24 protein-coding genes, 1 pseudogene and 1 other annotated feature are annotated in these 26,197 nt (G+C 46.6%); of the genes and pseudogenes, 10 read left to right on the forward strand and 15 right to left on the reverse strand.

Features of this window, described 5'->3' with window-relative positions:
• Positions 1 to 37 precede the first annotated feature (37 nt).
• The gene (locus tag IEX81_RS03735) at positions 38 to 592 is read left to right on the forward strand and encodes a hypothetical protein (RefSeq protein ID WP_188801714.1); all 555 of its coding nucleotides are present in this window, start codon (positions 38 to 40) and stop codon (positions 590 to 592) included.
• A gap of 265 nt (positions 593 to 857) precedes the next feature.
• Positions 858 to 1,016: pseudogene (locus IEX81_RS16945) on the forward strand (IS4 family transposase); the annotation flags it as partial.
• A 395-nt stretch (positions 1,017 to 1,411) separates the two neighbouring features.
• On the opposite strand, the gene mecA reads toward IEX81_RS16945, so the two are convergent.
• Entirely contained in the window at positions 1,412 to 2,131 is a 720-nt protein-coding gene (mecA, locus tag IEX81_RS03740) for an adaptor protein MecA (protein WP_188801715.1), read from the reverse strand.
• Positions 2,132 to 2,466: 335 nt separating this feature from the next.
• On the opposite strand from mecA, the gene IEX81_RS03745 reads away from it, so the two are divergent.
• Entirely contained in the window at positions 2,467 to 3,150 is a 684-nt protein-coding gene (locus IEX81_RS03745) for a TerC family protein (RefSeq protein ID WP_188801716.1), read from the forward strand.
• Between the two features lie 128 nt (positions 3,151 to 3,278).
• On the opposite strand, the gene spxA is transcribed toward IEX81_RS03745, so the two are convergent.
• Positions 3,279 to 3,674, reverse strand: coding sequence for a transcriptional regulator SpxA (spxA, locus tag IEX81_RS03750; protein ID WP_188801717.1), 396 nt, complete (start codon positions 3,672 to 3,674; stop codon positions 3,279 to 3,281).
• An 806-nt stretch (positions 3,675 to 4,480) separates the two neighbouring features.
• Between spxA and IEX81_RS03755 the strand changes: the two genes are divergently transcribed.
• Complete coding sequence (locus IEX81_RS03755; RefSeq protein ID WP_188801718.1) at positions 4,481 to 4,639, forward strand: hypothetical protein; 159 nt, start codon at positions 4,481 to 4,483, stop codon at positions 4,637 to 4,639.
• Positions 4,640 to 4,723: 84 nt separating this feature from the next.
• On the opposite strand, the gene IEX81_RS03760 is transcribed toward IEX81_RS03755, so the two are convergent.
• From IEX81_RS03760 to IEX81_RS03780, 5 genes are all read right to left on the reverse strand, one after another.
• Positions 4,724 to 5,710, reverse strand: coding sequence for an ABC transporter ATP-binding protein (locus tag IEX81_RS03760; protein WP_188801719.1), 987 nt, complete (start codon positions 5,708 to 5,710; stop codon positions 4,724 to 4,726).
• Positions 5,711 to 5,713: 3 nt separating this feature from the next.
• Complete coding sequence (locus tag IEX81_RS03765) at positions 5,714 to 6,730, reverse strand: ABC transporter ATP-binding protein (RefSeq protein WP_188801720.1); 1,017 nt, start codon at positions 6,728 to 6,730, stop codon at positions 5,714 to 5,716.
• Between the two features lie 15 nt (positions 6,731 to 6,745).
• On the reverse strand, positions 6,746 to 7,753 hold the full coding sequence (gene opp3C / locus IEX81_RS03770) for an oligopeptide ABC transporter permease (RefSeq protein WP_188801721.1): 1,008 nt from the start codon (positions 7,751 to 7,753) through the stop codon (positions 6,746 to 6,748).
• On the reverse strand, positions 7,753 to 8,685 hold the full coding sequence (locus tag IEX81_RS03775) for an ABC transporter permease (RefSeq protein ID WP_188801722.1): 933 nt from the start codon (positions 8,683 to 8,685) through the stop codon (positions 7,753 to 7,755). Before IEX81_RS03775 ends, opp3C begins: the two co-directional genes overlap by 1 nt.
• Before the next feature lie 191 nt (positions 8,686 to 8,876).
• A complete protein-coding gene (locus tag IEX81_RS03780) occupies positions 8,877 to 10,562 on the reverse strand; it encodes a peptide ABC transporter substrate-binding protein (protein ID WP_188801723.1) in 1,686 nt (561 codons plus the stop codon).
• A gap of 277 nt (positions 10,563 to 10,839) precedes the next feature.
• Between IEX81_RS03780 and IEX81_RS03785 the strand changes: the two genes are divergently transcribed.
• The 3 genes from IEX81_RS03785 to IEX81_RS03795 all read left to right on the forward strand — a co-directional run bounded on the left by IEX81_RS03785 (position 10,840) and on the right by IEX81_RS03795 (position 13,578).
• A complete protein-coding gene (locus IEX81_RS03785) occupies positions 10,840 to 11,226 on the forward strand; it encodes a DUF3899 domain-containing protein (protein WP_188801724.1) in 387 nt (128 codons plus the stop codon).
• Positions 11,227 to 11,345: 119 nt separating this feature from the next.
• Positions 11,346 to 11,607: a binding site (T-box leader), on the forward strand.
• An 82-nt stretch (positions 11,608 to 11,689) separates the two neighbouring features.
• Positions 11,690 to 12,682, forward strand: a complete 993-nt coding sequence (gene trpS, locus IEX81_RS03790) for a tryptophan--tRNA ligase (RefSeq protein ID WP_188801725.1) — start codon at positions 11,690 to 11,692, stop codon at positions 12,680 to 12,682.
• A gap of 419 nt (positions 12,683 to 13,101) precedes the next feature.
• Positions 13,102 to 13,578, forward strand: a complete 477-nt coding sequence (locus IEX81_RS03795) for a hypothetical protein (protein WP_188801726.1) — start codon at positions 13,102 to 13,104, stop codon at positions 13,576 to 13,578.
• 205 nt (positions 13,579 to 13,783) lie between these two features.
• Here IEX81_RS03795 and IEX81_RS03800 read toward each other — a convergent pair whose 3' ends face one another.
• The 3 genes from IEX81_RS03800 to IEX81_RS03810 all read right to left on the reverse strand — a co-directional run bounded on the left by IEX81_RS03800 (position 13,784) and on the right by IEX81_RS03810 (position 17,317).
• Positions 13,784 to 14,530 (reverse strand): DUF3603 family protein, encoded by a 747-nt coding sequence (locus IEX81_RS03800; RefSeq protein ID WP_188801727.1) that lies wholly within the window; start codon positions 14,528 to 14,530, stop codon positions 13,784 to 13,786.
• A gap of 521 nt (positions 14,531 to 15,051) precedes the next feature.
• Entirely contained in the window at positions 15,052 to 16,290 is a 1,239-nt protein-coding gene (fabF, locus tag IEX81_RS03805) for a beta-ketoacyl-ACP synthase II (RefSeq protein ID WP_188801728.1), read from the reverse strand.
• 91 nt (positions 16,291 to 16,381) lie between these two features.
• Positions 16,382 to 17,317, reverse strand: coding sequence for a beta-ketoacyl-ACP synthase III (locus IEX81_RS03810; RefSeq protein ID WP_188801729.1), 936 nt, complete (start codon positions 17,315 to 17,317; stop codon positions 16,382 to 16,384).
• 231 nt (positions 17,318 to 17,548) lie between these two features.
• On the opposite strand from IEX81_RS03810, the gene IEX81_RS03815 reads away from it, so the two are divergent.
• On the forward strand, positions 17,549 to 17,860 hold the full coding sequence (locus tag IEX81_RS03815; RefSeq protein WP_229727453.1) for a YppG family protein: 312 nt from the start codon (positions 17,549 to 17,551) through the stop codon (positions 17,858 to 17,860).
• 96 nt (positions 17,861 to 17,956) lie between these two features.
• Here the strand turns inward: IEX81_RS03815 and IEX81_RS03820 are convergent, their stop codons facing one another.
• Complete coding sequence (locus IEX81_RS03820) at positions 17,957 to 18,619, reverse strand: NAD-dependent epimerase/dehydratase family protein (protein WP_188801731.1); 663 nt, start codon at positions 18,617 to 18,619, stop codon at positions 17,957 to 17,959.
• 102 nt (positions 18,620 to 18,721) lie between these two features.
• A complete protein-coding gene (locus tag IEX81_RS03825; RefSeq protein ID WP_188801732.1) occupies positions 18,722 to 19,045 on the reverse strand; it encodes a metal-sulfur cluster assembly factor in 324 nt (107 codons plus the stop codon).
• Between the two features lie 206 nt (positions 19,046 to 19,251).
• Here IEX81_RS03825 and IEX81_RS03830 point away from each other — a divergent pair, with 206 nt between their 5' ends.
• Both IEX81_RS03830 and IEX81_RS03835 read left to right on the forward strand, forming a co-directional pair.
• Positions 19,252 to 19,509 (forward strand): NifU N-terminal domain-containing protein, encoded by a 258-nt coding sequence (locus IEX81_RS03830; protein ID WP_188801733.1) that lies wholly within the window; start codon positions 19,252 to 19,254, stop codon positions 19,507 to 19,509.
• 155 nt (positions 19,510 to 19,664) lie between these two features.
• Positions 19,665 to 20,768, forward strand: coding sequence for an ABC transporter ATP-binding protein (locus IEX81_RS03835; RefSeq protein WP_188801734.1), 1,104 nt, complete (start codon positions 19,665 to 19,667; stop codon positions 20,766 to 20,768).
• A gap of 62 nt (positions 20,769 to 20,830) precedes the next feature.
• On the opposite strand, the gene IEX81_RS03840 is transcribed toward IEX81_RS03835, so the two are convergent.
• The 3 genes from IEX81_RS03840 to mdxK form a co-directional block, all read right to left on the reverse strand.
• Positions 20,831 to 21,694: a helix-turn-helix domain-containing protein gene (locus IEX81_RS03840; protein ID WP_188801735.1), complete on the reverse strand. Its 864-nt coding sequence runs from the start codon at positions 21,692 to 21,694 to the stop codon at positions 20,831 to 20,833.
• Between the two features lie 274 nt (positions 21,695 to 21,968).
• Complete coding sequence (locus tag IEX81_RS03845) at positions 21,969 to 23,648, reverse strand: alpha-glucosidase (protein WP_188801736.1); 1,680 nt, start codon at positions 23,646 to 23,648, stop codon at positions 21,969 to 21,971.
• A 266-nt stretch (positions 23,649 to 23,914) separates the two neighbouring features.
• Positions 23,915 to 26,197 (reverse strand): maltose phosphorylase MdxK, encoded by a 2,283-nt coding sequence (gene mdxK / locus IEX81_RS03850; RefSeq protein WP_188801737.1) that lies wholly within the window; start codon positions 26,195 to 26,197, stop codon positions 23,915 to 23,917.

Below are 26,197 nucleotides of genomic sequence, written 5' to 3' on the forward strand. Positions count from 1 at the left end.
GTCGATAAATTCTAAGTTTAGGACGACTCTTCCTTTCATGGGGTTCAGCAGATTATATCGCCCTTCACGAAAATATATCGACGCTCAGCAGATTATATCGCCCTTTGCGAAAATATATCGACGCTCAGCGGATTATATCGCCCTTCACGAAAATATATCGACGCTCAGCAGATTATATCGCCCTTCACGAAAATATATCGACGCCCAGCAGATTATATCGCCCTTCGCGAAAATATATCGACGCTCAGCAGATTATATCGCCCTTCACGAAAATATATCGACGCCCAGCAGATTATATCGCCCTTTGCGAAAATATATCGACGCTCAGCGGATTATATCGCCCTTCACGAAAATATATCGACGCCCAGCAGATTATATCGCCCTTCACGAAAATATATCGACGCCCAGCAGATTATATCGCCCTTCACGAAAATATATCGACGCTCAGCGGATTATATCGCCCTTCGCGAAAATATATCGACGCTCAGCAGATTATATCGCCCTTCACGAAAATATATCGACGATCAGCGGATTATATCGCCCTTCGCCGATGATCTTTGCGTTCGGAATGATTCTTCTACACTTTGGCTGATTCCCTATAGGCTTAAGGCGTTGTAGAACTTTTCTATCACCTGCGTACCGGCATTCAACAACACAGACAATGATTGATCATGAGCTAACGGAATAATCATTTTTTAATTACTCAACTTTCGCAGTCTAAAAATCGAGTCGAACGCTGTGCATCACGGGATCCATTGGTTGTCATTTAAGGGGCTTGATTAAATAGAAAGACACCTTGCTTTTTGGTATAGTGAATCTGTCGCAATGCACTACCAAATAGAAAAGGTATCCTCTACATGATAGCGAATCACATACAAAAGAATCAACTCCCTGAAGAAATTAAAGTCCAATTTGATAAACTTCACGTCTTGAAACATCTTCGTCAGGCAGGCATCGTTAAATCTTTTGGCTTCTCCTGCGGTTATCTCTCCCAACTTGTTTTTCGTCTGATCTTTACCCAATAGCTATTCTGCAGGACGCTTTAACCAAGACGAAAAAGGCAATCAAAGAGTTAGTGACCCGTCAACTCCAGCAATGGATCAGCCATTTACCTAATTATATCAAGGCTTATCTACCAAATTTGAGCTGCGAAAGTTGAGTTAATTATAACGAGGTCATGAATTCACCCGGACGTTTTTTCTGCCCAAACAAAAAAACGTGAGATAAGCTATTCAAATCAAAAATTTCAGAATGCTGCTCTATCAGGAATATAAATAGAAAAAAGGCTGTTCCATTGTCGAAAGAAAACTCGACTGACGGGACAGCCTCTTAGAATACGAAAACAGACAACGGTCATGACGGACTTCTCCACGCCTTGAGGGCGTTTTGTTCCCTCTCATACATGATTAGCTCAGGGAATCAAAGGAAAATGAGACTTGATCGTTTTAAGTGCCTGCGTTCCGATCAGTTCTTTACCATATTCCTGAAGCGTGAAGCAGGTCAGGTTTGTTTCAATACCAAACTCCAGCATTGTGCTCAAGTCGTCATCCTGGCGATCGTCTGAGAGCTCTTCTGAAAACAGCACATTGAGGTAATACTTTTCATCGTAGGCGAACAAGGCCGTGTCTACGCCCTCATGGCTCTCAAAAGCATGACTGAGCAAAATCAAATCTTCTATATCTTCAAACTCGATGACAAATGAACGATCGTCACCCTCTTTTCCGTGAACAGTCGTACGATTGTGTCTCGGTTTTAGGTATGTTTCTCTTTTCTCCTGTTCCCCCTCGCCGCCAGGCAAACGATCATCCGGATCTGTCTCACTGTTTTCATTCAGACTGTCCGGTTGTTTATCTGTAGAAACAGGAAGCTGCAAATTGGAACCGTCTTTCGAGATCTGCGCCCGTGTGACAATGATTTCCATGCCCTTTTCAAGCGCCTGAACCTGTATCCACAATGGTCCTTCGAGTGAAAAGGATTCCTGACTGTGGGCCTCATCCATCATCTGCCAGAAAAGTTCTTCGCTTCTGTCACGATTGTACCAGATTTCTTCGCGGTCAAATCCGCGGTCCTCAATATCTAGATAACTGATATAAAACTTAAGGGTATTTTCATTAATCCGTTCTATTTTCATCGCTATCTCTCCCTTCTTCGTCCATGGCATGGGGAGTGACCGTCTATAAATGAGACAACTTGTTACTCGTACTTTTATTGTATGACAAATCATTAGCGAATGAAATAAAAAAAGCATGGTCTTTCCAATATTCCACACTTGCCCACAGTCCGGATAAGTTTCTATCATCCTACTGACCGGCTCACTTAATTATGCATGCGACGATCAAAAATCCGGTTTTTTGGGTTGGATTTTTTAGCTCGGGCGGCCCGTACAGATCCAAAATAAAAGCTGCGGAATGATCCGGGACAAGTCCGCATAAGCTGAAACGGAACAGACGAAAGGGGTTTTCTTGTATGTCCTTTGATCTCGGCATCCTGATCTCCATCCTGAAAATTATTATCATTGACATTATCCTCGGAGGCGATAACGCGGTTGTGATTGCGCTCGCATGCCGGAGACTCCCTGAGAGACAGAGAAACCGGGCTATATTCATTGGAACCGGTCTGGCCGTCATACTCAGGATCGGATTGACGGCCATGGTTGTTTCTCTTCTGAATATCCCCTATCTTCTGCTGGCTGGCGGTGTTTTTCTGATCCTTATTGCCCTCCGTCTGATTACAAACAAGGAAGAGAAGCATGATGTCAAAGCAGGAACGTCTCTTTTTACTGCCGTACGCACGATTGTCTTTGCGGACGTTGTCATGGGCCTGGACAACATGCTCGCGATAGCTGGAGCATCCAAAGGACACATTGGTTTCATTGCCGTCGGGCTGTTCTTCTCAGTTCCGATTATCGTCTGGGGAAGTAAACTGATCCTTATTGCTATGGAGCATCTCCCGCTTCTCATTTATGTAGGCGGAGGTGTACTTGTTTACACGGCATCGGAAATGATTTTGGGTGAACCTATGCTCCAACCCTTTTTCATGAACTATCAAAAACTGATGTTTTATTTTTCTCCGCTGTTGATCGTCTCAGTGGTTGCTTTAGGCTGGCTATCCAATCTATTTTCTTCTAACCGGATGACCGGAAAGTCTTAAACATTCAAACTAATTAATAGATTTGCCTGAGCCTGCTAAAATGGATACTTGCTCTTCAAATAAAAAACAGGGTACTCCCTTTTTCCGGGATACCCTGTCGTTCTTTCGTTACCTGTACAGAACGGATCTCAGTTAACCAGCCGCTGGGCTTCCTGCAATTGAAAAGTACGAACTTTTCTCGGCAGAAAACGGCGTATTTCATCATCATTGTAACCAACCTGAAGACGCTTGTCATCGAGCAGAATCGGACGACGAAGCAACCCCGGGTTTTCTCTGATTAATTCAAACAAGTCTTGAATCGACATCGTTTCAAGCTGTATATTCAACTCCTGAAATGCCTTTGAACGCGTTGAAATGATTTCGTCTGTTCCATCTTCGGTCATCCGAAGAATATCTTTTATTTCTTCAATAGACAGTGGTTCTGAGAAGATATTCCGTTCTTTGAAAGGTATGTCATGAGACTTAAGCCAAGCCTTAGCCTTTCTGCATGACGTGCAGCTTGGAGATGTATATAATGTGACCATTTTTCACCCTCCTTTGGATAATAACAACTTCTCATTCTCTGTTGCTTATTTTATTATATAATAATACTTCTAATTTTCATACCCCTTTTTCAGTAAAATAATTTTTCATTTTTCTTCATTTTAAGACCATATTTTCCTGTTCTCCATTTTCCACCTTTAATTTTCGACAATTTACGGCCGCAATTGAAACGTTTTTTCCTACAGTATTTATATAGCAAAAAGGAACTTCCCGATCCGAAAGAAGCTCCTAAACCTCAAGTATTGTTATTGTGAGAAATGCCTTTCATTTCTATGTGTTACGCAGGTAATTTAAGATTTGCTGTTGGCGCATCCTTGGATTTTGGCTGCAATTGACCCAGCGTTTCCTTGAGCCATCTCCGGATGGAATGTTTACGCCTGCGCCTAACATCCTTAGGTTTCACAGGTTCTCGCCTCCTTTAACCGTGTTAAATTCTCTCGGTCGCCCAACCACACCATTCTAATTGTTTCTTTTTCTCTTCTTATTGTCAACCCCGCCTGCCGCACTTGTCAAGGGTTCCTTAAAGATCTTCTCTCAAAGGCAGTCACATTTTCTCAATAAGCGTCGAATATTGTCGATTGGCTTCTTTCCATTTGAAACTGCTTTTCGAATAACTTCTTCTGATTTCGGACATGTTTTGTATCCTTGTTTTCCTCTTTTTTCTCTCAGCATGTCCGATGAGAGGATCCTTCCTATATAATGTACGTAACGCAGCGAAAAAGTATGCAGCTTTTTGCTTGTCATGATTGCAAAAGTGAAAATTTTATTTGAGAGGATGACTTCGCGAATGATGCGCCGACTAACTATGTTTGCTGCAGGCGTTCTTACCGGAGCGATTATTTTGCGGTACTATTTTCATCTGTTCAGCGATTTGCTGATTGACATCCTTCTTGTCCTAACCATTTTGCTCTACTTGATCCATATAGCCGGCAAATACCGAAATTGAAAAGAACAGGCCAATAGAGAATTTCGTCCATTGGCCTGTTCTTTTTCGTTAACATCTGTATGCCCTGCTATTTTCTCATTTCATTTATTTTTTTAATCCATCATCATGAAGATGGCAGGATACCCAATGCCCTTTTCCCGCTTCATGCCACTTCGGCCTGGCTTTGGCGCAGATTTCCATGGCGAAAGGGCATCGCGTCCGGAATCGGCAGCCGCTCGGAGGATCAACCGGACTCGGCACATCCCCTTGAAGAATGATTCGTTCGCGGGTACGTTCAACTTTCGGATCAGCCACAGGGATTGCCGACAGCAACGCCTGTGTATAGGGATGAAGCGGATGATCATAAAGCTCATCGCTTGGTGCGAGTTCCGCCATATTGCCCAGGTACATGACGCCCACGCGGTCGCTGATATGCTTGACCATCGAAAGATCATGGGCGATGAACAAGAAGGTCAGACCTTGTTGTTCCTGTAACTCCTGAAGAAGGTTGACGACCTGTGCCTGAATCGATACGTCAAGCGCTGAGATCGGTTCATCAGCGATGATAAAATCCGGATCAACGGCGAGTGCCCTGGCAATACCAATTCTTTGCCTTTGTCCGCCGCTGAATTCATGAGGATACCGATTGGCATGTTCGCGGTTGAGTCCGACTGTCTCCAGCAAATGATAGACACGATCCATTCTTTCCTTATCCGATTTGACAAGATGATGAATATCGAGCCCCTCTGCGATAATATCCTTAACCATCATCCTCGGATTCAAAGATGCGTATGGATCCTGGAAAATCATCTGCATACGCCTGCTCAGATTTTTCTTCGCTTTAGTGGAAAGTTTACCGCCGATTTCTTCGCCGTCAAAAAGAACTTCCCCTTCTGTCGGTTCATACAGACGGATGATCGTTCGTCCTGTCGTTGACTTCCCGCAGCCTGATTCCCCTACAAGGCCGAATGTCTCGCCTTTATATACATCGAACGTCACGTCGTCGACTGCTTTCAGTGTGTCTTTTCTGGAGACCTTGAAATATTTTTTCAGATTTTTAACCTGAAGAAGCTTTTCTCTTGATTCATCCATGTGTTATTCTCCCCCTACACCTATCGTTGCCGGCGGATCGACTTTCGGCGCCCGTTCATCAAGCAGCCAGCAGGCTGTTTTCTGCGTTGCCGACAGCTTCGTGTAATCCGGCATGTGATCCACACATACCTTCATCGCATGAGGACATCTCGGAGCAAACGGGCATCCTTTCGGTGGATCGCTTAAATCGGGTGGAGTCCCTGGGATGGCCAGCAGTTTGTCTGTCTTCGCATGCAGCTTAGGCATCGAGGAAAGCAGCCCCCAAGTATACGGATGTTTCGGATTATAAAAGATTTCTTCAAGCGTTCCGGTTTCAACGATCTTTCCTCCGTACATGACGGCTACGCGCTGCGCGAGGTTGGCAACAACCCCCAGATCATGAGTGATCAGAATAATCGCCGTACCGGTCTTTTTCTGAATGTCGCGCATCAGGTCAAGAATCTGGGCCTGAATCGTGACATCCAGCGCGGTTGTCGGTTCGTCGGCAATCAGAATTTTCGGATTGCAGGCCAGTGCGATCGCAATCACCACACGCTGCCTCATACCGCCGGAAAACTGATGGGGATATTCATCCAAACGTTTGTCCGGGTTCGGGATGCCGACCAGTTTCAGAAGTTCCGCTGCTTTGGTTTTCGCCTCGTTCTTTGAGAGATTCTGATGCTTGATCAGGCCCTCCATAATCTGCTTTCCAATCTTCATGGTCGGATTCAGGGCGGTCATCGGATCCTGAAAAATCATGGAAATGTCTTTTCCCCTGATTTTCTGCATTTGTTTCTGGCTATATTTAACGAGGTCGCTTCCGTCAAAAAATATTTCCCCCGATGTAATCTTTCCCGGAGGATTCGGAATCAGTCCCATGATCGCTTTGGATGTCACGGATTTTCCCGAACCCGATTCACCGACAATGGCCAGTGTCTCTCCCACATTAAGCTCAAAGCTGACCCCACGAACAGCCTGAACATGAGCACCAAAAATGTCAAATTGAACATTTAAATTTTTAATTTCGAGTAAATTACCCATTTTCTCACCTCCTGATTAACGCCGTAATTTTGGATCAAACGCGTCTCGTAATCCGTCGCCAAGAATATTGAAGCAGATCAGCAGAAGACTGATCACCAGTCCGGGATACAATGTCTGATAAGGATGAAGTTGCAGAACCGTGTAAGCGCTGCTCAGCAGGGAACCGAGCGAAGCCTGCGGATCACGGATTCCGAGCCCGATGAAACTGAGAAATGCCTCAAAGAAAATGGCGTTTGGTACTGAAAACATCGTATTGACGATAATCATACCCAGTGAATTGGGGATCAGGTGGCGGAAGATTATTCGGCCATTGCCGGCGCCGAGCGTTCTTGAAGCAAGCACAAACTCCTGATTTTTGAACTTAAGCATCTCCCCTCGGACAATACGCGACATCGCAATCCAGTTGGTCGCCAGAATTGCGATCGTGATGGTCAGCAATCCGGGCTGAAGGATTAAGATGAGCAAAATGACCCAAACAAGATACGGTATGCCTGAGATGATTTCTACAATACGCTGCATGACGTTGTCAATCGCGCCGCCGAAATATCCGGAAATTCCTCCATAAACCACACCAATGAACATGTCGGCAAGTGCGGCAATCAGGGCGATAAGCAAAGAAATTCGCGTACCGTCCCACGTTCTTGTCCATTGATCTCTTCCGAGCGTGTCCGTCCCAAACCAAAAGTCCTGCTTTACCCCACGTTCCTGATACATGTCAACCCCATTTTCCTTTCCGTTAAGAAACGGCAGCCAGGACAATGCGGTTACCTTCGGGGGCAGATTGGAGCGTATCAGACTCTGGTCATCAGCGCTGTACTTGCTCGTCATCGGCCCAATGATAGACATCCCGATGATGATGATTAGAATAACAAGTGATATCATGGCACCTTTATTCCGGAATAAACGGCGAAATGCGTCCTTCCAGGCGCTGACCACTTCACTGGAAAGCTTCTCGCTTGCCGCATGACTGATATCGGCGGGTGTAAACAATTCTTTTGTCAGTTCTTCATTTGACATCGCCATCAGGATTGCCCTCCTTCTGACAAACGGATTCTCGGATCAATAATTCCATAAAGTATATCGACAATGAGCATGGTGATAATAAAGAGAGCAGCGTACAGCTCCGTCGTTCCCATGATCATCGGATAATCATTGGTCACAACAGAATCCACGAACTGGGCACCAATTCCCGGTATGCCGAAAATTTCCTCAACAACGAGCGACCCCGTAATAATCATGGCTGTCAGAGGGCCAAGAATTGTTATAACAGGTATGAGCGCATTACGCACGGCATGCTTAAAGACAACGGCAGAAGTGGACAATCCCTTTGCCTCTGCCGTCACAATATAGTCCTGACTCATGACCTCAACCATTTCCGATCGCATGAATCTTGCTACTAGAGCAAGTACATAAACCGCGAGTGAAATTACCGGCAGAACATGCGAAGCAAAACCGCTCCATCCGGCAACCGGAAACCAGCGCACCTGAACGCCAAACAGATACTGCAATATTCCTGCAAAAATAAATGATGGAATGGAGATTCCGAAAATTGAAACGGCCATTGTTCCCCAGTCGAGTGCTTTGCCGCGATGCAGGCCCGCGACAATACCGAGAAGAATACCTAATAATGTCCCAACAATAATCGCTTCAAATCCAAGATCGAGCGAGACGGGGAATTTAGCCATAAGGAGCTGTGAAACCGGCTGCATGCCGAATTGAAAAGACCCGCCCATATCTCCATGGATAAAATTCCACATGTATTTCACATATTGAACGGGAATCGGCTGATCCAGCCCGTAAAAGTGTTTCAACTGGTTAAGCTGAACGGGAGAAAGTCGATTGGCGTTTTTGAACGGAGTTCCAGGCAGCAATTTCATCGACAGAAAGGTCAGCGTAATGACCACATACAAAGTGGCGAACATGTATCCGATCCGTTTCAAGACATATCGTCCCATTGGTCCATTTCCTCCTGTTTTTTGATATATCTATGCTTTGTTCCAGAATAGTCGGTACAACAATTATTCATAAATCATATAATTTTCTACATAAACAGATTTTAATTGAAAAGAGAGTATATGCCGGAACCGACATATACTCTCCTCCCACAAAAATTTTACTGACATTTTGAGAGTTGCACATACTCACCTTAATGTTGGAGTATATAAGCTTGTGAAAAATCATATTGAGGGCCGTAAGAAGGCAGTTCCAACCCTTTTACATATGGCTTCTGTGCCCAGGCAGTACCTTCTTGGTAAACCGGAACGATCGGATAGTCGGCCATCATGACTTTTTCTGCTTTAAGCATATCGTTCCAGCGTTTCTGCGGCTGACCGGTTTCAGCCTTGGCGGCAGTAATCAGATCATCAAACGTCTTGTTTGACCATCCGGTCGTGTTTTGCGGATTGCCGGTCGTCCACATATCGAGATAAGTCATCGGATCCTGATAATCAGGGAACCAGCCGCTGAATGCAAGATCAAATTTAAACGACTGATTCAGCTGCAGGTAGTTCGACCATGGCTGCTGGTTGATTGTCACCGTAACACCCGGCAGATTCTTTTCAATCTGGTTTGCAAGGTATTGATCCCATTGCTTGTATTGAGCGGTATCCGGGCTCAGGAAGTTCAGGTTCAAAGTCTTGATGCCCAGTTCCTGTTTCGCTTTGTTCCAATACGTTTTTGCGTTGGAAGCATTGCCCGCAGGGAACCCGTCGACCGGATTGCCTCCGCGGAAATCTTTGCCGTCGGGACCCTTTGTAAAGCCCTTAGGAACAACAAAGTTCGATCCAATTGATCCGTTGTTAAAGAGAACCTTCACAAAGCTGTTGCGGTCGATAGCCGCATTAAGTGCCTTACGCAGATTCAGGTTCGCCAGGTTTTTGTTTGTCTTCTGATTGATGTAGAGGAAGAACGTTCCTGAAGTCAGGTTGTTTTTGAGATCGCTCGGATTGCTTTGTTTCATTGAAGTGACATAGTCGCCTGTCAGAGTGAAGGCCGTATCGATCTTACCCGTTTTGTACAGGTTAACTTCAGTTCCAATGTCTTTCTGAACCTGGAAATTAACCGTTTGAAGTTTGATTGACTTTGCGTTCCAGTAATCCGGATTTTTCTTATAGGTCCAGCCTACACCTTTATTCCAGGATGTCAGTTTAAAAGGTCCGTTGTAGAGAAGATTTTGAGGTCCTGCTGCATAGTTCTTGCCCTGTGCTTTAACAAAATCTTCGCGCTGAGGTAGGAACTGCGCCTGGGATAGAATGCTGTAGAAGAACGAAGGCATCGGTTCATCCAGCGTTACTTGAAGCGTTTTGCTGTCAAGCGCCTTGACACCCAATTGTTGGAACTTGCCATACATTGCTTTGTTTGTCGGATCTTCGATAGCTGCCGCATTTTTGATACCTGTCGAAGCAAACAAATAATTATATTGCGGTTTTGCAGCCGGATCGTTCTGATGCTGCCAGCCGTAAACAAAGTCCTGTGCCGTTACCGGCTTGCCGTCGGACCATTTAGAGTCGCGGAGCGTGAACGTAATCGTCTTTTTGTCTGCACTGACTTTCGGTGAGCCCGCCGCAAGATCCCACTCATACTTGTCGTTGTGCATTCTTGTCAGTCCGGACATCATCTCATCGATTGCGTTGGTTGATGTGGTATCCGTAGCCTGAGTCGGATCAAGCGTCGGAATATCCTGACTGATGGCTAAATTCAACACTTGATTTTTGGCCAGCGTATTGCTGCTGCCACTGCTGCCGCTGCTGCTTGAGCTTCCGCAAGCGGAAAGCACAAGGCTTAGTGCCAAAACAAATGATAGCACTAACGACCATTTTGCCTTACTCCTCATAAAGCAATGACCTCCCCATAAATATTATCTTTTTTTTGGAAAATTCTTCGGTCTCCTTAGAAGACGGAATTAACCTACATGGGCTATTATACAAGTTATTCTCACAATGTGCATTCTTTTTTTGTGTGTAAAGCTCAGCTCGTGTCGATTGCTTGCTATATTTCTTGTAAATAAGCTATTTTCCCGTGAAAAAATTTTTTCGTATATGTCATAATTTCTTACACTTCCGGTTGCCGGATCAACAGTGCTCCGTTATGATAATCTGGAGGTGTTTCTTATGAAGATTCAATTAAAAAGGCGGCAAATTTCTTATCTTGTTATTATAATTGTCGAATTATTATTAACTCTATTTGCGCAGCTTCTTTCCGTGCAGCCATTTTCTTTGATAGCGATTATCAACGCACTTTCGGTTGTCAGCCTTGTTTTTCTGACAATAGGATTGGTAATTTTTGTTATTCATGGAGGATTTTTTGACGGTATTGTGTACAGTTTCAAAAGATTCTCAAGGGATATCCGTAAAAACCGGCTTGGCGAAGCCGATGCCGAAGCGCCTCTGGCCGAATACAGGAAACGTGACGGTCAGCGACCACCGCTGACGTGGCCTCTCATCTGGATCAGTTTTTTCCTTTTCTGTCTGTCATTGGTTTTGTCTGTTTTCATTTAATAGATTTGTCGACTCTTCCTTGGAAAGCCGCTCTGTGTTATTTGCTTTTGCTTCTTGGATTGGGTATAATTAATGGCACTGAAAGCCGCACATAACTTTCCGTTGCGGCACAGTTAAATCTGAAAACGATGATGAAGAAGAGTAGGCAGCAAGAAGTCCGAAGAGAGCCCGGAGAAGCTGCGAACCGGGCGGCGGATGGCTGCCGAATGGGCTTTTGAGTGCAATCCGAAACCTCACCAATTATGATGAAACAGTAGGAATTGACGTGTTCCGCCCGTTAAAGCGGAACTGATTGGCAGCAAAGCTGTAAAATCAGGCAGAGATGTTCCTGAGATCATTCGGGAATAATTAGGGTGGCACCACGGTCTTTTCGTCCCTTTGGGATGAAGGGCTTTTTTTATACATTTTTTTAACACAGGTACTTTTTCCGATCATATCCGTAAATCACAGGAAGGTGAACATTTTGGCTAAAATTTTTTCCGGCGTACAGCCGACCTCGATTCCTCATCTTGGCAACTATTTAGGCGCGATGCGCAACTTTGTCACGCTCCAAGACGGTAATGAGTGCATTTACTGCATCGTGGATGAACACGCTATTACCCTGCCTCAGGATCCAGGCGAAATACAGCGGAACATCCGCAATCTGGCGGCGCTTTATCTTGCAATGGGCATCGATCCAAAGCGCTCCATTCTTTTCATTCAATCGGAAGTCCCCTGTCACGCACAGCTCGGCTGGATCATGCAGTGCGTCAGCTATATGGGTGAGCTTGAGCGAATGACGCAGTTCAAAGATAAATCAAAAGGGAAAACCTCGGTTCCTGCCGGACTTCTCACTTACCCGCCTCTAATGGCCGCAGATATCCTGCTCTACAACACAGAACTAGTCCCGGTCGGTGCGGACCAGAAACAGCATCTTGAACTGACCCGGAATCTGGCTGAACGCTTCAATAACAAGTACGGAGATGTTTTCGTCATTCCGGAGCCCTATATTCCTCCAGTCGGTGCGAGAATCATGTCCCTGGCAGAACCTGAAAAGAAAATGAGCAAATCGGACACAAACAGGAAAGCAACGATTTTCACACTTGACAGTGAAAAGGATATTATCAAAAAAATCAAAGGCGCGACTACCGATGACGAGGCCGAGATCCGCTACGACCGTGAAAAAAAACCTGGGATCTCCAACTTGCTGGATATCTTCTCCATTTGTTCCGGCCGCTCCGTGGAGGAACTGGTGAACGCCTATCAGGGCAAAGGCTACGGCGAATTTAAAACGGATGTTGCCGAAGCTGTTTCGGGTACGCTGAGACCGATCCGTGAGCGATACAATAATCTGATTGAATCATCTGAACTGGACGAGGTTCTCGATGAAGGCGCTGAGAGAGCCTACGATATCGCCCAGCAAACACTGAAAAAGGCAGAAAAGGCGCTGGGCATCGGACGAATCAGCAGACATTAATTTGCCGGTAACAGGCAATAAAGCGGAGCATGATTTGACTGCTCCGCTTTTTTTGCACTTTTTATAATAATGGAAGAGAAAATTTCGAATTCATTAAACTGAAAACGCGGACAAAAAAATAATACAATTTTACGGACTTGCGAAAAGAAACTGACTATATCCAACCCTAAACCCGGCGTCCAATTAACCAATCTTCAGGCTGTTTACCGGTCGTTGCAGGCTGTTTACCGGTCGTCAGCTCGATTTTATCAGTCGTCGTGCGCTGTTTATCGGTCGTCACCACAATTATCAGTCGTCGCGCGCTGTTTACCGGTCGTCAGCTCGATTTTATCAGTCGTCGTGCGCTGTTTATCGGTCGTCACCACAATTATCAGTCGTCGCGCGCTGTTTATCGGTCGTTAGCACAATTATCAGTCGTCGTGCGCTGTTTATCGGTCGTCAGCTCGATTTTATCAGTCGTCGCGCGCTGTTTATCGGTCGTCACCTTGACTTTATCGGTCATTGCGCGCTGTTTATCGGTCGTCACCACAATTATCAGTCGTCGCGCGCTGTTTACCGGTCGTCAGCTCGATTTTATCAGTCGTCGTGCGCTGTTTATCGGTCGTCAGCTCGATTTTACCGGTCGTCGCGCGCTGTTTATCGGTCGTCACCACAATTATCAGTCGTCGCGCGCTGTTTACCGGTCGTCAGCTCGATTTTATCGGTCGTCGCGCGCTGTTTACCGGTCGTCAGCTCGATTTTATCAGTCGTCGCGCGCTGTTTATCGGTCGTCACCACAATTATCAGTCGTCGCGCGCTGTTTACCGGCCGTTGCGGGCTTTTATCGGTCGTCAGCTCGATTTTATCAGTCGTCGCGAATCGTTTCTCAGCTTTTTGGCATTCAATTCCTGATATAGAAACGATCCGCCTGGTTCACTTGATGTTCAACACACCATTCCCTGTGATCAGCGGGGTCAGACCGTACCTCCGATTTTCATATTTTCCAGAAAAAGTAAAGGACCGGGCTCATCCATGCCCGGTTGATAGAAACTTCTATTCTATTCCGATCATCCAAGACACGTTTAATCAACTGCCTGGATTTAACCCTTCCCTATCTTGGGATTACTGAACTTTCGGGCCGTGTTCCAAGTCCCACAGTTTTTCAAAATAGGATTGTCCTTTAATCAAACGCTCACAAATGTCGCTGTGTTTTTCCGACCATCCTTGTTTCATTCCTTCAACGAGCCCGTTCCAAGCCTCTTCGAAACTCATCCGCCGGCTTTCGGTATATTGTGTGGGAAACCACTCCGTGTACCAATAACGCATCTCTTCTACGCTGCCTGTCGAATGCAGCTGATCAAGCGCCATAAACAGAAGCTGCTTCACTTGGCGTTCTTTTCTTGTCAGTCCGACCATCAGGGCGGGATTCAAGGAAAGCAGATGATAAGCTTTACAGTTTCCTCCATGCGGAATCGGATACTGAGCGGCTGTCATTTGTTCCGCCTTTTCAAGGATTAGGTTTTCCTGACGAGGTATCAGTCTGCTTTTTCGGACGGGTATCGCATAACCCAGCGTGTCCGCGGCAAGACAGCGTTCCCCGTCTGTCGCCAAGAAACAGTATTCAATGATCTCCCGCTGGTTATTCTTGCAGATGACACTCTTGTTCCGCACATCCTTCAGCAAATCCCCAGGTAAATCCTGCAAGTCATTTTCAATGTAGTCGAACAGAGATTTTTCTATTTTGACGAGCGGAACCTGATCCAGCAATTCGATAAAATCGTGCTTGCGCCATTCGTAAAACTCGCAGACATTGTAGCTATTTTCTTCGCCTTCAAACCAATTGACCCAGACATCGCTGATGATCTCCATGAACGCTTCGTCCCCTCTTTTTTGATTTGAAAACATTATGGTCATCGATAAAAGATTTTATTCTGACTCCGCGCTATTTTTCAACATCCGGAATTTGTTCTTTGATTATCTCTATGCTCGTCCATCCCATTCTATTCTCGTGATCTTCTGTCCGCACCACCCCCTTAGAACTTGGCTTCGGCAAGCCTTAGGCGCAGGCGTTTGACTTAGTTGCGGAGAACAGGACGGCCAAACGCCGAACATATCGCAGGGTGCGGCGCCTAGGTTCGGCAGCTTATGCTATAATCATTAAAAATTTTATATATTAGAAAACTTGGCTTCGCCAAGCCCTTGGTATGGGCGTTGCCTTAGTTGTGACGGCCAGGATGGCCTAATGTCGAACATGCCGCAGGACGCGGCGATTTGTTCGGTCGCTTATACTGATAATCCTTAAAAATTCTATACTTTCTTATAGAACAAAAAACCCGGAGTCACCTCCGGGCAAAAATGATGCTTTCGTCTTTTTTATTAATTAATTCCATTCAGGCTTCGTATTTCTTGAAAACGAGGGTCGCATTGTGTCCCCCGAATCCAAAAGAATTGCTCATAGCGACATTTACAGTTCGCCTGACAGCACCATTGGTGACGTAATCGAGATCACATTCCTCATCAGGAGTTTCGTAATTAATCGTTGGCGGAATGACGCCTTCTGCAATCGCTTTGACGGACAGAATCGCTTCAACTCCGCCGGAAGCGCCAAGCAGGTGTCCGGTCATCGATTTAGTAGAGCTGATGGCAAGCCGGTATGCGTGATCGCCGAACACCGCTTTAACCGCTTTGGTTTCGGATGAATCATTCATTTTCGTGCTTGTCCCGTGCGCGTTGACGTAGTCCACCTGATCGGTCGACAGTTCTCCGTCTTCAAGCGCCATTTTCATCGCACGGATCGCACCTGTCCCGTCCGGATCGGGTGCTGTGACATGATAGGCATCACTTGTCACGCCGTAACCGGCCACTTCAGCATAAATTTTTGCGCCGCGTTTGACAGCTGATTCGAGGGATTCAAGCAGCAGTACCCCTGCGCCTTCACCCATAACAAAACCATCACGGTTTTTATCGAACGGCCGGCAAGCTGTTTTCGGGTCAGGGTTTGTCGACAAGGCGCGGGAAGAACTGAATCCGGCAAACGACATGTTGGTCAGAGGCGCTTCAGATCCGCCGCATAGAATCGCATCATTGTCACCGCGCTGAATCATTTTATATGCATTTCCGATTGAATCGGTTCCTGTCGCGCAGGCCGTAACCGTGCAGGAATTGACACCCTTTGTCCCCAATAAGATAGAGACCTGGCCGGAAGCCATATCTGGAATCATCATCGGAACAAAAAAGGGGCTGACACGGCGGTAGCCTTTTTCGATCGCCGTTCGCAATTCTTTTTCGTAAGTTTCCATCCCGCCAATGCCCGAGCCGATCCAGACACCGGTACGATAAGCATTTGAATCATCTATTGTGTAATCCGCATCTTTGACTGCCATTTTCGAGGCAGCGACCGCAAACTGGGCAAAGCGGTCCATCCTCAGGACCTCTTTCCTGTCGATAAAAACCTCAGGGTCGAAATCTTTCACTTCGCCTGCCACTTTAGCGCGAAAATCATCAGGATTAACACGCGTAACGATATCAATGCCGGACTTTCCGGCAACTGCGTTTTCCCACGTAGTTGCCACATCATTGCCAAGAGGTGTCACTGCACCTAGCCCGGTAACGACGACTCTTCTCATCATTGCGTTCTCTCCTTTAACCAGTAAAATCATAAAGCAGAACAGGTAACGTTTAAACCGTATATGCCTTAAAATATTATAGATTGTAAATCTGTTATTTCCCCCACCGTAAAGTCAGGGCACCCCAAGTCAGGCCGCCGCCGAAGCCGACCATGACGATGAGATCGCCGTCTTTGACGACCCCGTTCTCCAGGGCATCCGTAAGGGCAAGCGGAATGGAGGAAGCCGATGTATTCCCATACTTTTGAATCGTCTTAATCATCTTTTCTTCGGGAATACCCAGTCTTTCTCTCGAAGCCTCCATGATCCGTATATTTGCCTGATGGGGAATCAGAAAATCGATGTCCTCTTTTTTCAGGCCAGCTTTTTCAACGACATGGACTGCCGACTCGCCCATCTGCCGTACGGCAAATTTAAACACTTCCCGGCCGTTCATCTTGATGATGTTTCCATCCTGATACAAATTTTTTCCGCCGCTTCCATCTGATCCAAGCTCAAAAGAAAGGATTCCTCTTCCTTCGGATACGGGTCCAAGCACGGCGGCGGCGGCGGCATCCCCAAAAAGCACGGCCGTCGTCCGATCCTCCCAGTTTGTAATCCCTGACAATTTTTCCACGCCGACTACGAGAATATGCTTATAAGTGCCCGAATCAATAAATTGTTTAGCCGTCACCATGCCGTAGATGAACCCTGAGCACGCGGCGCTGATGTCCATAGCCGGTATATGCCTGGCTCCAAGCCGGTCCTGAAGCATGCAGGCGACAGTGGGAAAAGGCTGATCCGGTGTCACCGTTGCGACCAGAATCATGTCGATGTCCGATGCCTTCAGTCCGGCATTTTCGATCGCTTTCTCGGCAGCCATGAAAGCCATATCGGAAGTGTTTGTCTTGTCATCGGCGATTCTTCTTTCCTCGATCCCAGTTCTTGTTCGAATCCATTCATCTGAAGTATCCATCATTTTTTCCAGATCAAAATTTGTGAGCACACGCTCGGGAATGTACTTTCCAATTCCCAGTATTCCTGCGGACATCCGCAATTCTCCTCTCAGATCTTAACAGTATATATAATGACTTGGTAACAATATAATACTACAATTACCCTTTGTCTAACAATCCGGGTATCCGCCCGCTTCCGATTCCCGTCTCGGCACAAACGTGCATAAATTCCGACCCGGGCTGATGAGCATCACCTGTTGCCTTGCTGCGGCATAAAATGCAGTGTCAAAAGTTCTGATTACCGTGAAATGATCAATACAAAAGGAGTGAGATTCTTGGTACAATACGGTCCGAACAGAAGAGATGGTGAGTTTGATCCCTTTACACATTTCATGTTTGGCTCTCAGCGGCCTCCGGTTCAGCCGCCACATGAATTTTATCAGAACAACAGCTGGCAGGCAAGCGGCACGCAGCCGCCCCAGCGTCCCGGTTTTCTCAAACCGTTTCTCGATCCGAACGGACATTTCGATACTGGAAAAATGATGAACGGAGCGACACAGCTTGTCACCGTCATCAAGCAGACAGCTCCCGCGGTGAAACAGTTGTCCCCGCTGCTGAAATTTTTCAAACGGCCTTGATCTTTCCGGTCCCGATTGAAAATCATTCTGGATACTAAAAAATCGAGACGACTGTTCGTCTTGATTTTTTTGCTTTTTATTAAATGGATTCAGGAGTCAGAGCCAGCTGACCTTTCCTCGTAAAATTGCTTTTATCTTGCGGTTCAATGTCGTGTCCCCCTCTGGACCGTCAATAAAATGAATGACCTCTAAACCCGGGAAATCGGCGAAAGCAAGTTCCGACATCAGTTCTGCGATTCTCCGTCCCTTTCGCCTGTCCGCAAAGTTCTCAAGGTCGGTCCGAAAGATGACCGCTTTGATATCGCCAGCCCTGCTCAGTTCACGGGCAAAGCATGCCTCCATCTCGTCTGCGGCTTTTCCTATAGCTGTTCGGGGATGCGTGGACATCGTTTCCGACAGTCTCCCTTCTTCGCCTCCGCAAATCTCAAGAGATGACAAAAAGACGAACGATTTCGCCCCGGCTAATTTGTACGGAAAAAACATTCTATTCCATCTTTCTTTAAGGCGGATCTTGTCGGCGGGAGAGGTCCGAATGGTATCCGCCAAAAACAGATAATCAAACGGCTCCGCAGGAACAGCCTTTACGACCCGGAAAAGAGAATTTCTGCCTAGAAAAAATTCTCTCTCTTCCTCGGATTGTTTTTCATCTTCATTTAAAGCGGTACTCAGCGAGATTACTTGCAAGCCTTTTTCCATTAGAACTTCCGAAAGCGGAAATCCCTGCGGCGACAGCCCGCCGAAAATTAGCGCCCGTTCCATACGTCTTTCTCCCGCCCTTCAAATTGCACTAAAGAAAGATTATGCTTTTTGCTACAGGATCATGATTGATAAAGGAAAAAAGCACCCCGTCAGCGGGATGCTTCACTCGGAAAGTCCTAAAGCTATTCTTGCGTATCGGGACATCCGCTCCTTCGTCCACGGCGGATCCCAGACAAAATTCACTTCGACTTCCTTTACTTCTTCAATTTCTCCAAGCGCGCGTTTCACGTCGTAGGAAAGCGACGCGGAAAGCGGACAGCCCATGAAGGTCAAAGTCATCGTGACAACGACGTTATTTTCTTCATCTATATCCACTCCATATACAAGGCCCAAATTGACAATATCAACGCCAAGTTCCGGATCAATGACATCTTCCAGTGCTTCAAGCACCCGGTCTTTCAATTCATCCTTCTCATTCTCAGGCATTGAGACTCCTCCTTCCTTGATCCTGATCTTTTACAGTATAACCGATTGCCTCCGGGATTTCATCTTTAACGCTGCATCAGGACGGGCATTATCCCGGTCACGTCTCTTATCCCCCTCCTCTGTCCCGATGAGGACCGCCATGTTATAATAGTACGGCACGATCCATTAAAGAGGCGTCGCCAATTATAATAGAAGGGACCGGAATCATGCCGTTCAAATCAAGCGCAACACCTAACCCGAACGCGATAAAATTCACTTTTACCGCCCCGCTTTTTAAAAAACGGATCGAAGTCAAAAAAGGGGATACGCCTGACTCCGAACTGCTCGCGCAGCTGATTGCTGTTGAAGGCGTAGACAGCCTGTTCGGCATTAACGATTTTATAACGGTGAATAAGGTGTCATCGTCTCAATGGGACGACCTTCTGCCGCTCATTCAAAAACTACTCGAAAATGATCAGCGATAGAAAACTATAAAGAGTAATGTGCGGACTTTCAATCGCTTGGTACAGGTTCGGCATTCTGCACAAAACCCGGAGTCATTTCAACAGCATTCGGCCATATAAAAATGATAGCGTTTTCATTATAATGGTGTTATTCAATAAGAAGGAGGAATGAAAAAATGGCCGAGTTGTCTTTAAAACATATGTACAAAGTTTATGATCATAATGTGACCGCCGTGTCCGATTTTAATCTGGACATTGCCGATAAGGAATTCATTGTCTTCGTCGGCCCATCCGGATGCGGCAAATCCACCACGCTGCGGATGATCGCCGGTCTGGAAGAAATTTCAAAGGGTGAACTGTACATTGACGGTAAAAAAATGAACGATGTCGCGCCAAAAGATCGTGATATTGCCATGGTTTTTCAAAACTACGCCCTATATCCGCACATGACCGTCTATGACAATATGGCCTTCGGACTGAAGCTGCGCAAAGTTCCAAAAAACGAGATCAAGAACCGTGTTGAACATGCCGCCGAAATTCTCGGCATTAAAGATTACCTCGACCGGAAACCAAAAGCGCTGTCAGGCGGACAGCGGCAGCGTGTCGCTCTGGGACGGGCGATTGTACGTGACGCCAAGGTCTTCCTAATGGATGAACCACTGTCAAATCTTGACGCCAAACTGCGCGTTCAGATGCGTTCGGAAATCGGAAAGCTGCATCAGAATCTTAAGGCAACCATGATCTACGTCACCCATGATCAGACGGAAGCAATGACCATGGCAACCCGTATCGTCATCATGAAAGACGGGATCATCCAGCAGGTCGGCACACCTAAAAAAGTTTATGACAATCCGGCCAACCTGTTTGTCGGCGGTTTTATCGGCTCGCCGCCTATGAACTTCTTCCATGGCCGATTGGAAGGCAATCATTTTAAAGGCGACGATATCGATCTGGAGATTCCCGAAGGAAAACTGAAGACACTTCGCAGCAAGGCGTTTATCGACAAGCCGATTATTATGGGGATCCGCCCTGAAGATATTCACGATGAACCTGTGGCTATCGAGTCCAATCCCAAAAGCGTGATTCATGCGGAGATCGTTATCGCAGAACTGACCGGTGCGGAGTTCATACTACATTCTAAAGTCGGCAGCCATCCTTTCATTGCCCGCGTTGACGCCCGAAACCCTTATCACGCCCTCGACAAGATTACGCTGTCCTTCAATGTCAATAAGACGCACTTCTTTGACCCAGAAACTGAAAAATGCCTGACTGCCGGCTAAGCAGCCGAACCTAAAAAGGGATCCCCGGAACTGCCTGCCGGGGATCTTTCTTTCTCCGATTCTTACAACGTTGACAGATAGGCTATCGTCAGTCCGTCCATTTTTTTCAACGAAATCCCGGTCAGTTCGTAAAACTTGTCGATCCGGTAATGCAGCGTGTTCCGATGCATGAACAGATGCTTTGCCGCAAGGCTGACGTTGCCCTGATTGTTCCACAGAGCTCTGATAATGGAAATCCAGCTTGTATCTTCCGCAATCATCGCACGAGACTCTCCAAGAATAGCCCATTCGTTTGCCAAGGGTTTGAGCAAGGTGAAAAAATTGGATTCGACACTTGTAACTTCTTTGGAGCCGGAACCGGCAATATGCTGGCGGAATAATTGATTTTCTTCCCGATACGCTTCTGGAAGCCATTCGGAAACAGGATAGCGCAAGCCGATCTGAAAATGGGATTTAACCGAGAAATCATTTTCCAACGTATTGGCGATGGCGCGGAGTGACTCCTCTGAAACCGACATCTGTTCTTCGATAATTAACCCCTGTTTTGAAGATAAATAAATAAAGCAGGCTGATGGTTTAAAAAAAGCTTCAAGCGCCTCCCGCCATTCCGACAGATCACTTTGCGAGAGACTGCCGGCGACCCGAAACTGGATCATTCTGATTTTTACCGACCGGTCAGGATGTTCCAGCACTTTCCCATTGAAAAGCACATCATACCACAGACGGGCCCGTTCGGAAACTTTCGGAGGAATTTCCTGACTCAGCAAGGTCTTGAGCATGGCTTGCTCACGATCTGTCAGACAGCGGCAAGGAACGCCGATATAATAAGGATCTTCATAAAAATACAGCATGTCTCTCTCAGGCACGAACGGATTTTTCTCAATCCTCGTTCCCGGATAATGCTTCTTGAACCGTTTCACATCCACAGACGACACCCTCCCGGCACTTGTTGCCATAGCGACAAGCCTATCTCTGATTCTGCGAGTTCGGCTGTTATTGAACGCCTTGCCGATTGGCAAGTTTTCAAGCACAGTCTGAGACAAAGCCAAGCTTCTTGCGCATAGGCTGAGCTTAAGCTGCACTCATACGATAACCCGGGGAAACTTTACACTTTCTGATCATAAAAAGTGCTCCGGTTCCCCCCGGTTCAGGCGTCAGCCCCTCCAACCGGCGGAAAAGCCGGAACACTTCATCGTTATTTTACCTATTCACACAATGATAAATTGCTGTTTCATAGGGCCGCAGACTCATGTCCACCGGTGCTGATGGTGTATCCGGATAGCTGGCCAATAAAAGCTGCCACTCTTTTGAACGGTCGTCAAACTTTTCTTCCCGTTCGCTGAGGTTGGCGACGATCAGCAGATCTTCAGGCTCTGAATGGCGGGTATAAACAAAGAGACTCGGATCATCCGCGAGCAGCAGCTGATAATCGCCATCCGTGAACACGTCGTGCGTATGGCGCAGCTGGATCAGCTTTTTGTAATAGTAAAAAATGGAGTCGGAATCCTTTAAAGCCTGCGCGACATTGATTTCTTTATAGCTGGGGTTCACTTTGATCCATGGCGTACCTGCTGTAAATCCTGAATTCGGACCGCCGTCCCACTGCATCGGTGTCCTCGCATTATCCCGTCCGATCTTCCTGACCACATCGAGAAATGCTCTTTCTGACAGAATCCGGTTATTCATCACAAGATCGTGATAAGCATTGAGTGTTTCCACATCGCGATAATCAGCCAAGTCGTAATCGCAGTTAATCATACCGATCTCTTCGCCCTGATACACATAGGGCGTCCCCTTAAGTCCGTGAAGGACCGTAGCGAACGCTTTGGCACATTCCACCCGATACGTCGTATCATTGCCATAGCGGGAGATGACCCTTCCCTGATCATGATTTTCAAAGTAAAGGGTGTTCCAGCCGTTTTCGGAAAGCGCCCTCTGCCAATCCGTTAATACTCTCTTTAATTCAAGCAGATCAAAAGGCTTCAGTGCCCATTTTCCCGCCGGGGTGCCGGGGCGGTGATCGGCATTCATGTGGTCAAAACTGAACACCATATTCAGTTCATGCCGTCCGGGGTCGGTATATTTCCTGGCAGCTTCAATATCCGAACCGTTCGCCTCGCCGACCGTCATGCAATCATATTTTGACAGCACTTCACGGTTCATCTCCTGAATAAATTCGTGGAGGCGAGGACCGTTCGCGTGGTATTTGCCAATGAAATATTTTTGCCCGCCTGTTTCCTTGTATTCCGGAAAATCGGTATACTTGGAAATGCCGCCAATGACGTCCATCCGCCATCCGTCAACGCCTTTGTCCATCCAGAACTTCATGAGATCGTATACTTCCCGTCGAACCTTCTCGTTTTCCCAATTGAGATCAGGCTGTTCCTTAGCAAAATAATGCAAATAGTACTGCCCGGTCTCCTTGTCGAAGGTCCATGCCGACCCGGAAAAGTGCGAGCCCCAGTTATTCGGCTCCGACCCGTCCGGTTTCGGATCCCGCCAGAAATAATAATCCCGGTAAGGATTGTCCCTGGATTTGCGGCTCTCCCGAAACCATTCGTGCTGATTGGACGTATGATTGACGACAAGATCCATTACGATCCGTATGCCTTGCTGATGAGCCTCATCGATCAGCCTGTACATATCCTCATTGGACCCAAAGCGGGGATCGATTCTGCGATAATCGCTGATATCATAGCCGTTATCCTTCTGCGGCGATTGATAGACGGGGCTCAGCCAGACGGCATCAACACCAAGAAATTTCAAATAGTCCAGTTTCTCAATCACACCGTTCAGATCCCCGAAACCATCGCCGTCTGTATCTTTAAAACTGCGCGGATAGATCTGATAGACAACCGCCTTTTTCCACCAATCAGACATCCTATTAACCACCCTTTCGCCATGTAATTTCCGAAGGTCCCAACAGTCTTATTTTACACTATAGGAAAGTATAAAAATTTTAAGGATTATAGTGTAAGGGACCGAACAAATCGCCGCGTCCTGCGGCATGTTCGGCATTAGGCCGTCCTGGCCGTCACAACTAAGGCTCAGGCTGCGCCAGGGCTTGGCTTCGCCAAGTTTTCTAATTTAATTATAGATCTTTTTACGGCATGGATCCTGTCATTGTCCCAGCGAGTGTTCGGCTTTTAACTGGTTGAGAGCTTTTCGGAAAAATGATGCTCAAGAACAATCGGACGGTCAAACAGTTTCAAATGTACCGGATCTCCGGACAATAGATTCAGAGACACCTCTTCGTTTTCAACGCAGAGTTCAATGAGCCGTCCCCGATAGTTAACCTTAAACGAGTAGGCTTTCCATCCGTCAGGCAAATACGGTGCAAAGGAAAGTGTTTCATTAAAAGTCCTCATTCCGGCAAAACCCTGGACGATAGCCAGCCAGCTTCCTGTCATTGAGGTAATATGCAGTCCATCGTCCGTGTCATTATTGTAATTGTCAAGATCAAGCCTGGCCGTTCTTTTATAAAGTTCCAGTGCTTTGTCTTTTAATTTCAATTCCGACGCCAAAACCGAGTGCACAGATGCCGAAAGGCTGGATTCATGCACAGTCAGCGGTTCATAAAACTCGAAATTGCGCTTTTTTTCCTCAAATGTAAACTGATCATTAAGGAAATAGAATCCTTGCAGAACATCTGCCTGTTTGATGTAGCAGGAACGTAAAATCTTATCCCATGACCAGTGCTGATTAAGCGGCCGCTCACCTTCAGGAATTTCGGATACCGGCCGGATAGCTTTGTCCAGGAATGTATCGTGTTGTACAAAAATACCCAGTGTCTCATCAAAGGGCAGATACATTTGATCGATGATATCCCGCCAATGGCTGACTTCTTCCGGGGACAGACCAAGCGACTCATATTTCCCATCATCAACTTCGTTCAGCGCCTGAAGGGTATAGTTCAGTGTCCATGCGGCCATTTTATTCGTATACCAGTTGTTATTGACGTTATTTTCATACTCATTGGGCCCGGTCACGCCATGGATCATATATTTTTGCTTTCGTTCCGAGAAGTGAACCCGATCGGCCCAAAAACGGCTGATCCCGACAAGAACATCGATGCCGTATTCTTTAAGATAGGCTTTGTCTCCCGTATAATTGACATAGTTATAGATCGCATAGGCGATGGCCGCGTTCCGGTGAATTTCCTCAAATGTGATCTCCCATTCATTGTGGCATTCGATGCCGGTAAAAGTGACCATCGGATACAAGGCGCCCTTTAATCCCTGCCGTCTGGCATTATAGAAAGCTCCTTTAAGCTGATGGTAACGATAAAGCAGCAGCTGTCTGGTCACATGCGGATCGGAAACAGCCAGATACAGCGGTACGGCATAGGCTTCCGTGTCCCAGTACGTAGCTCCGCCGTATTTTTCTCCCGTAAAACCTTTCGGCCCGATGTTGAGCCGCTCGTCTTCACCGTAATAAGTAGAAAACAGTTGAAAAAGATTGAAGCGGATTCCTTGCTGAGCTTCGTCATCACCCTCAATCGTGATATTTGCTTTTGCCCATCTTCTCTCCCATGCCGAGACATGTTCCATCTTCAGCTCACTGTATCCGCTCTCAATCGCCTGATCGAGGAGTTCGGATGCCTTTTCCTCCAAACAGGATAATTCATAGTCTCTGCTTGTTGTCACGGCTACGATCTTATCGAGAGTGATCGTTTTTCTGTCCGCCAATTCATATTCATAGGATTGGGCGACATACAGAGGCCTTTGCTCGCTTGAGATGCTTGCTGCCCGATCCGCGCATACACCCATGGATGCGGCCACCGTAAATACAGGGACGCCGAACGGGTTATCGATCGTGCGCGCAACGAGGCAGGAGTGTCTTTCTGTTATGCATCTGTCCGTCTCAAGCCAGAAGCAGTCTTCATAATTTGCATCCTCGTTTTTGACATTGCCGTCCAAAAAAGGGACGAGCGTCACCTTCATACTTTTGGACAGACTAGTGATTTGAAAACGCACAGCACATATTTCTTTGTTCACAATACTGACGAAACGTTCAATGCTGATCCTCGCTTGTTTGTTGTTTTTCGTCACAACATAGGCATGCGTTAATATTCCTTTTTGCATATCCAATTCAAGATGGAAATCGTCAATCTTGTCACGGTAAAGATCCACTTCGTCTCCGTCGATAGACACGTGCAGGCCAATGAGATTCATGGCATTCACAACTTTGCCGAAATAATCCGGATAGCCGTTCTTCCACCAGCCGACCCGTGTCTTGTCGGGATACCAAACGCCGGCGATATAGGTTCCCTGATGATGGTCACCCGAATAGGTTTCTTCAAAGTTTCCGCGCATACCCATATATTCGTTACCGATCGAAGTCAGACTCTCCTGTAAACGCATATTTTCTTTGTGCAGTTTGTCTGTGGCCAGCTTCCATGCGTCAATATTAAATAATCGTTTATTCAT

This window comes from Sporolactobacillus putidus (assembly GCF_014647035.1).
Classification (GTDB): domain Bacteria; phylum Bacillota; class Bacilli; order Bacillales; family Sporolactobacillaceae; genus Sporolactobacillus; species Sporolactobacillus putidus.

Bases quoted from the DNA above. Each gene is read 5' to 3' on its own strand.
- IEX81_RS03825 (WP_188801732.1), bottom strand. From the start codon at position 19,045: ATGCCTGAGAATGAGAAGGATGAATTGAAAGACCGGGTGCTTGAAGCA.
- spxA (WP_188801717.1), bottom strand. From the start codon at position 3,674: ATGGTCACATTATATACATCTCCAAGCTGCACGTCATGCAGAAAGGCT.
- mecA (WP_188801715.1), bottom strand. From the start codon at position 2,131: ATGAAAATAGAACGGATTAATGAAAATACCCTTAAGTTTTATATCAGT.
- IEX81_RS03760 (WP_188801719.1), bottom strand. From the start codon at position 5,710: ATGGATGAATCAAGAGAAAAGCTTCTTCAGGTTAAAAATCTGAAAAAA.
- fabF (WP_188801728.1), bottom strand. From the start codon at position 16,290: ATGATGAGAAGAGTCGTCGTTACCGGGCTAGGTGCAGTGACACCTCTT.
- IEX81_RS03785 (WP_188801724.1), top strand. From the start codon at position 10,840: ATGAAGATTCAATTAAAAAGGCGGCAAATTTCTTATCTTGTTATTATA.
- IEX81_RS03800 (WP_188801727.1), bottom strand. From the start codon at position 14,530: ATGGAGATCATCAGCGATGTCTGGGTCAATTGGTTTGAAGGCGAAGAA.
- IEX81_RS03830 (WP_188801733.1), top strand. From the start codon at position 19,252: ATGCCGTTCAAATCAAGCGCAACACCTAACCCGAACGCGATAAAATTC.
- IEX81_RS03755 (WP_188801718.1), top strand. From the start codon at position 4,481: ATGATGCGCCGACTAACTATGTTTGCTGCAGGCGTTCTTACCGGAGCG.
- IEX81_RS03745 (WP_188801716.1), top strand. From the start codon at position 2,467: ATGTCCTTTGATCTCGGCATCCTGATCTCCATCCTGAAAATTATTATC.
- IEX81_RS03835 (WP_188801734.1), top strand. From the start codon at position 19,665: ATGGCCGAGTTGTCTTTAAAACATATGTACAAAGTTTATGATCATAAT.
- IEX81_RS03775 (WP_188801722.1), bottom strand. From the start codon at position 8,685: ATGGGACGATATGTCTTGAAACGGATCGGATACATGTTCGCCACTTTG.
- IEX81_RS03780 (WP_188801723.1), bottom strand. From the start codon at position 10,562: ATGAGGAGTAAGGCAAAATGGTCGTTAGTGCTATCATTTGTTTTGGCA.
- IEX81_RS03765 (WP_188801720.1), bottom strand. From the start codon at position 6,730: ATGGGTAATTTACTCGAAATTAAAAATTTAAATGTTCAATTTGACATT.
- IEX81_RS03810 (WP_188801729.1), bottom strand. From the start codon at position 17,317: ATGTCCGCAGGAATACTGGGAATTGGAAAGTACATTCCCGAGCGTGTG.
- opp3C (WP_188801721.1), bottom strand. From the start codon at position 7,753: ATGGCGATGTCAAATGAAGAACTGACAAAAGAATTGTTTACACCCGCC.
- IEX81_RS03820 (WP_188801731.1), bottom strand. From the start codon at position 18,619: ATGGAACGGGCGCTAATTTTCGGCGGGCTGTCGCCGCAGGGATTTCCG.
- mdxK (WP_188801737.1), bottom strand. From the start codon at position 26,197: ATGAATAAACGATTATTTAATATTGACGCATGGAAGCTGGCCACAGAC.
- IEX81_RS03845 (WP_188801736.1), bottom strand. From the start codon at position 23,648: ATGTCTGATTGGTGGAAAAAGGCGGTTGTCTATCAGATCTATCCGCGC.
- IEX81_RS03735 (WP_188801714.1), top strand. From the start codon at position 38: ATGGGGTTCAGCAGATTATATCGCCCTTCACGAAAATATATCGACGCT.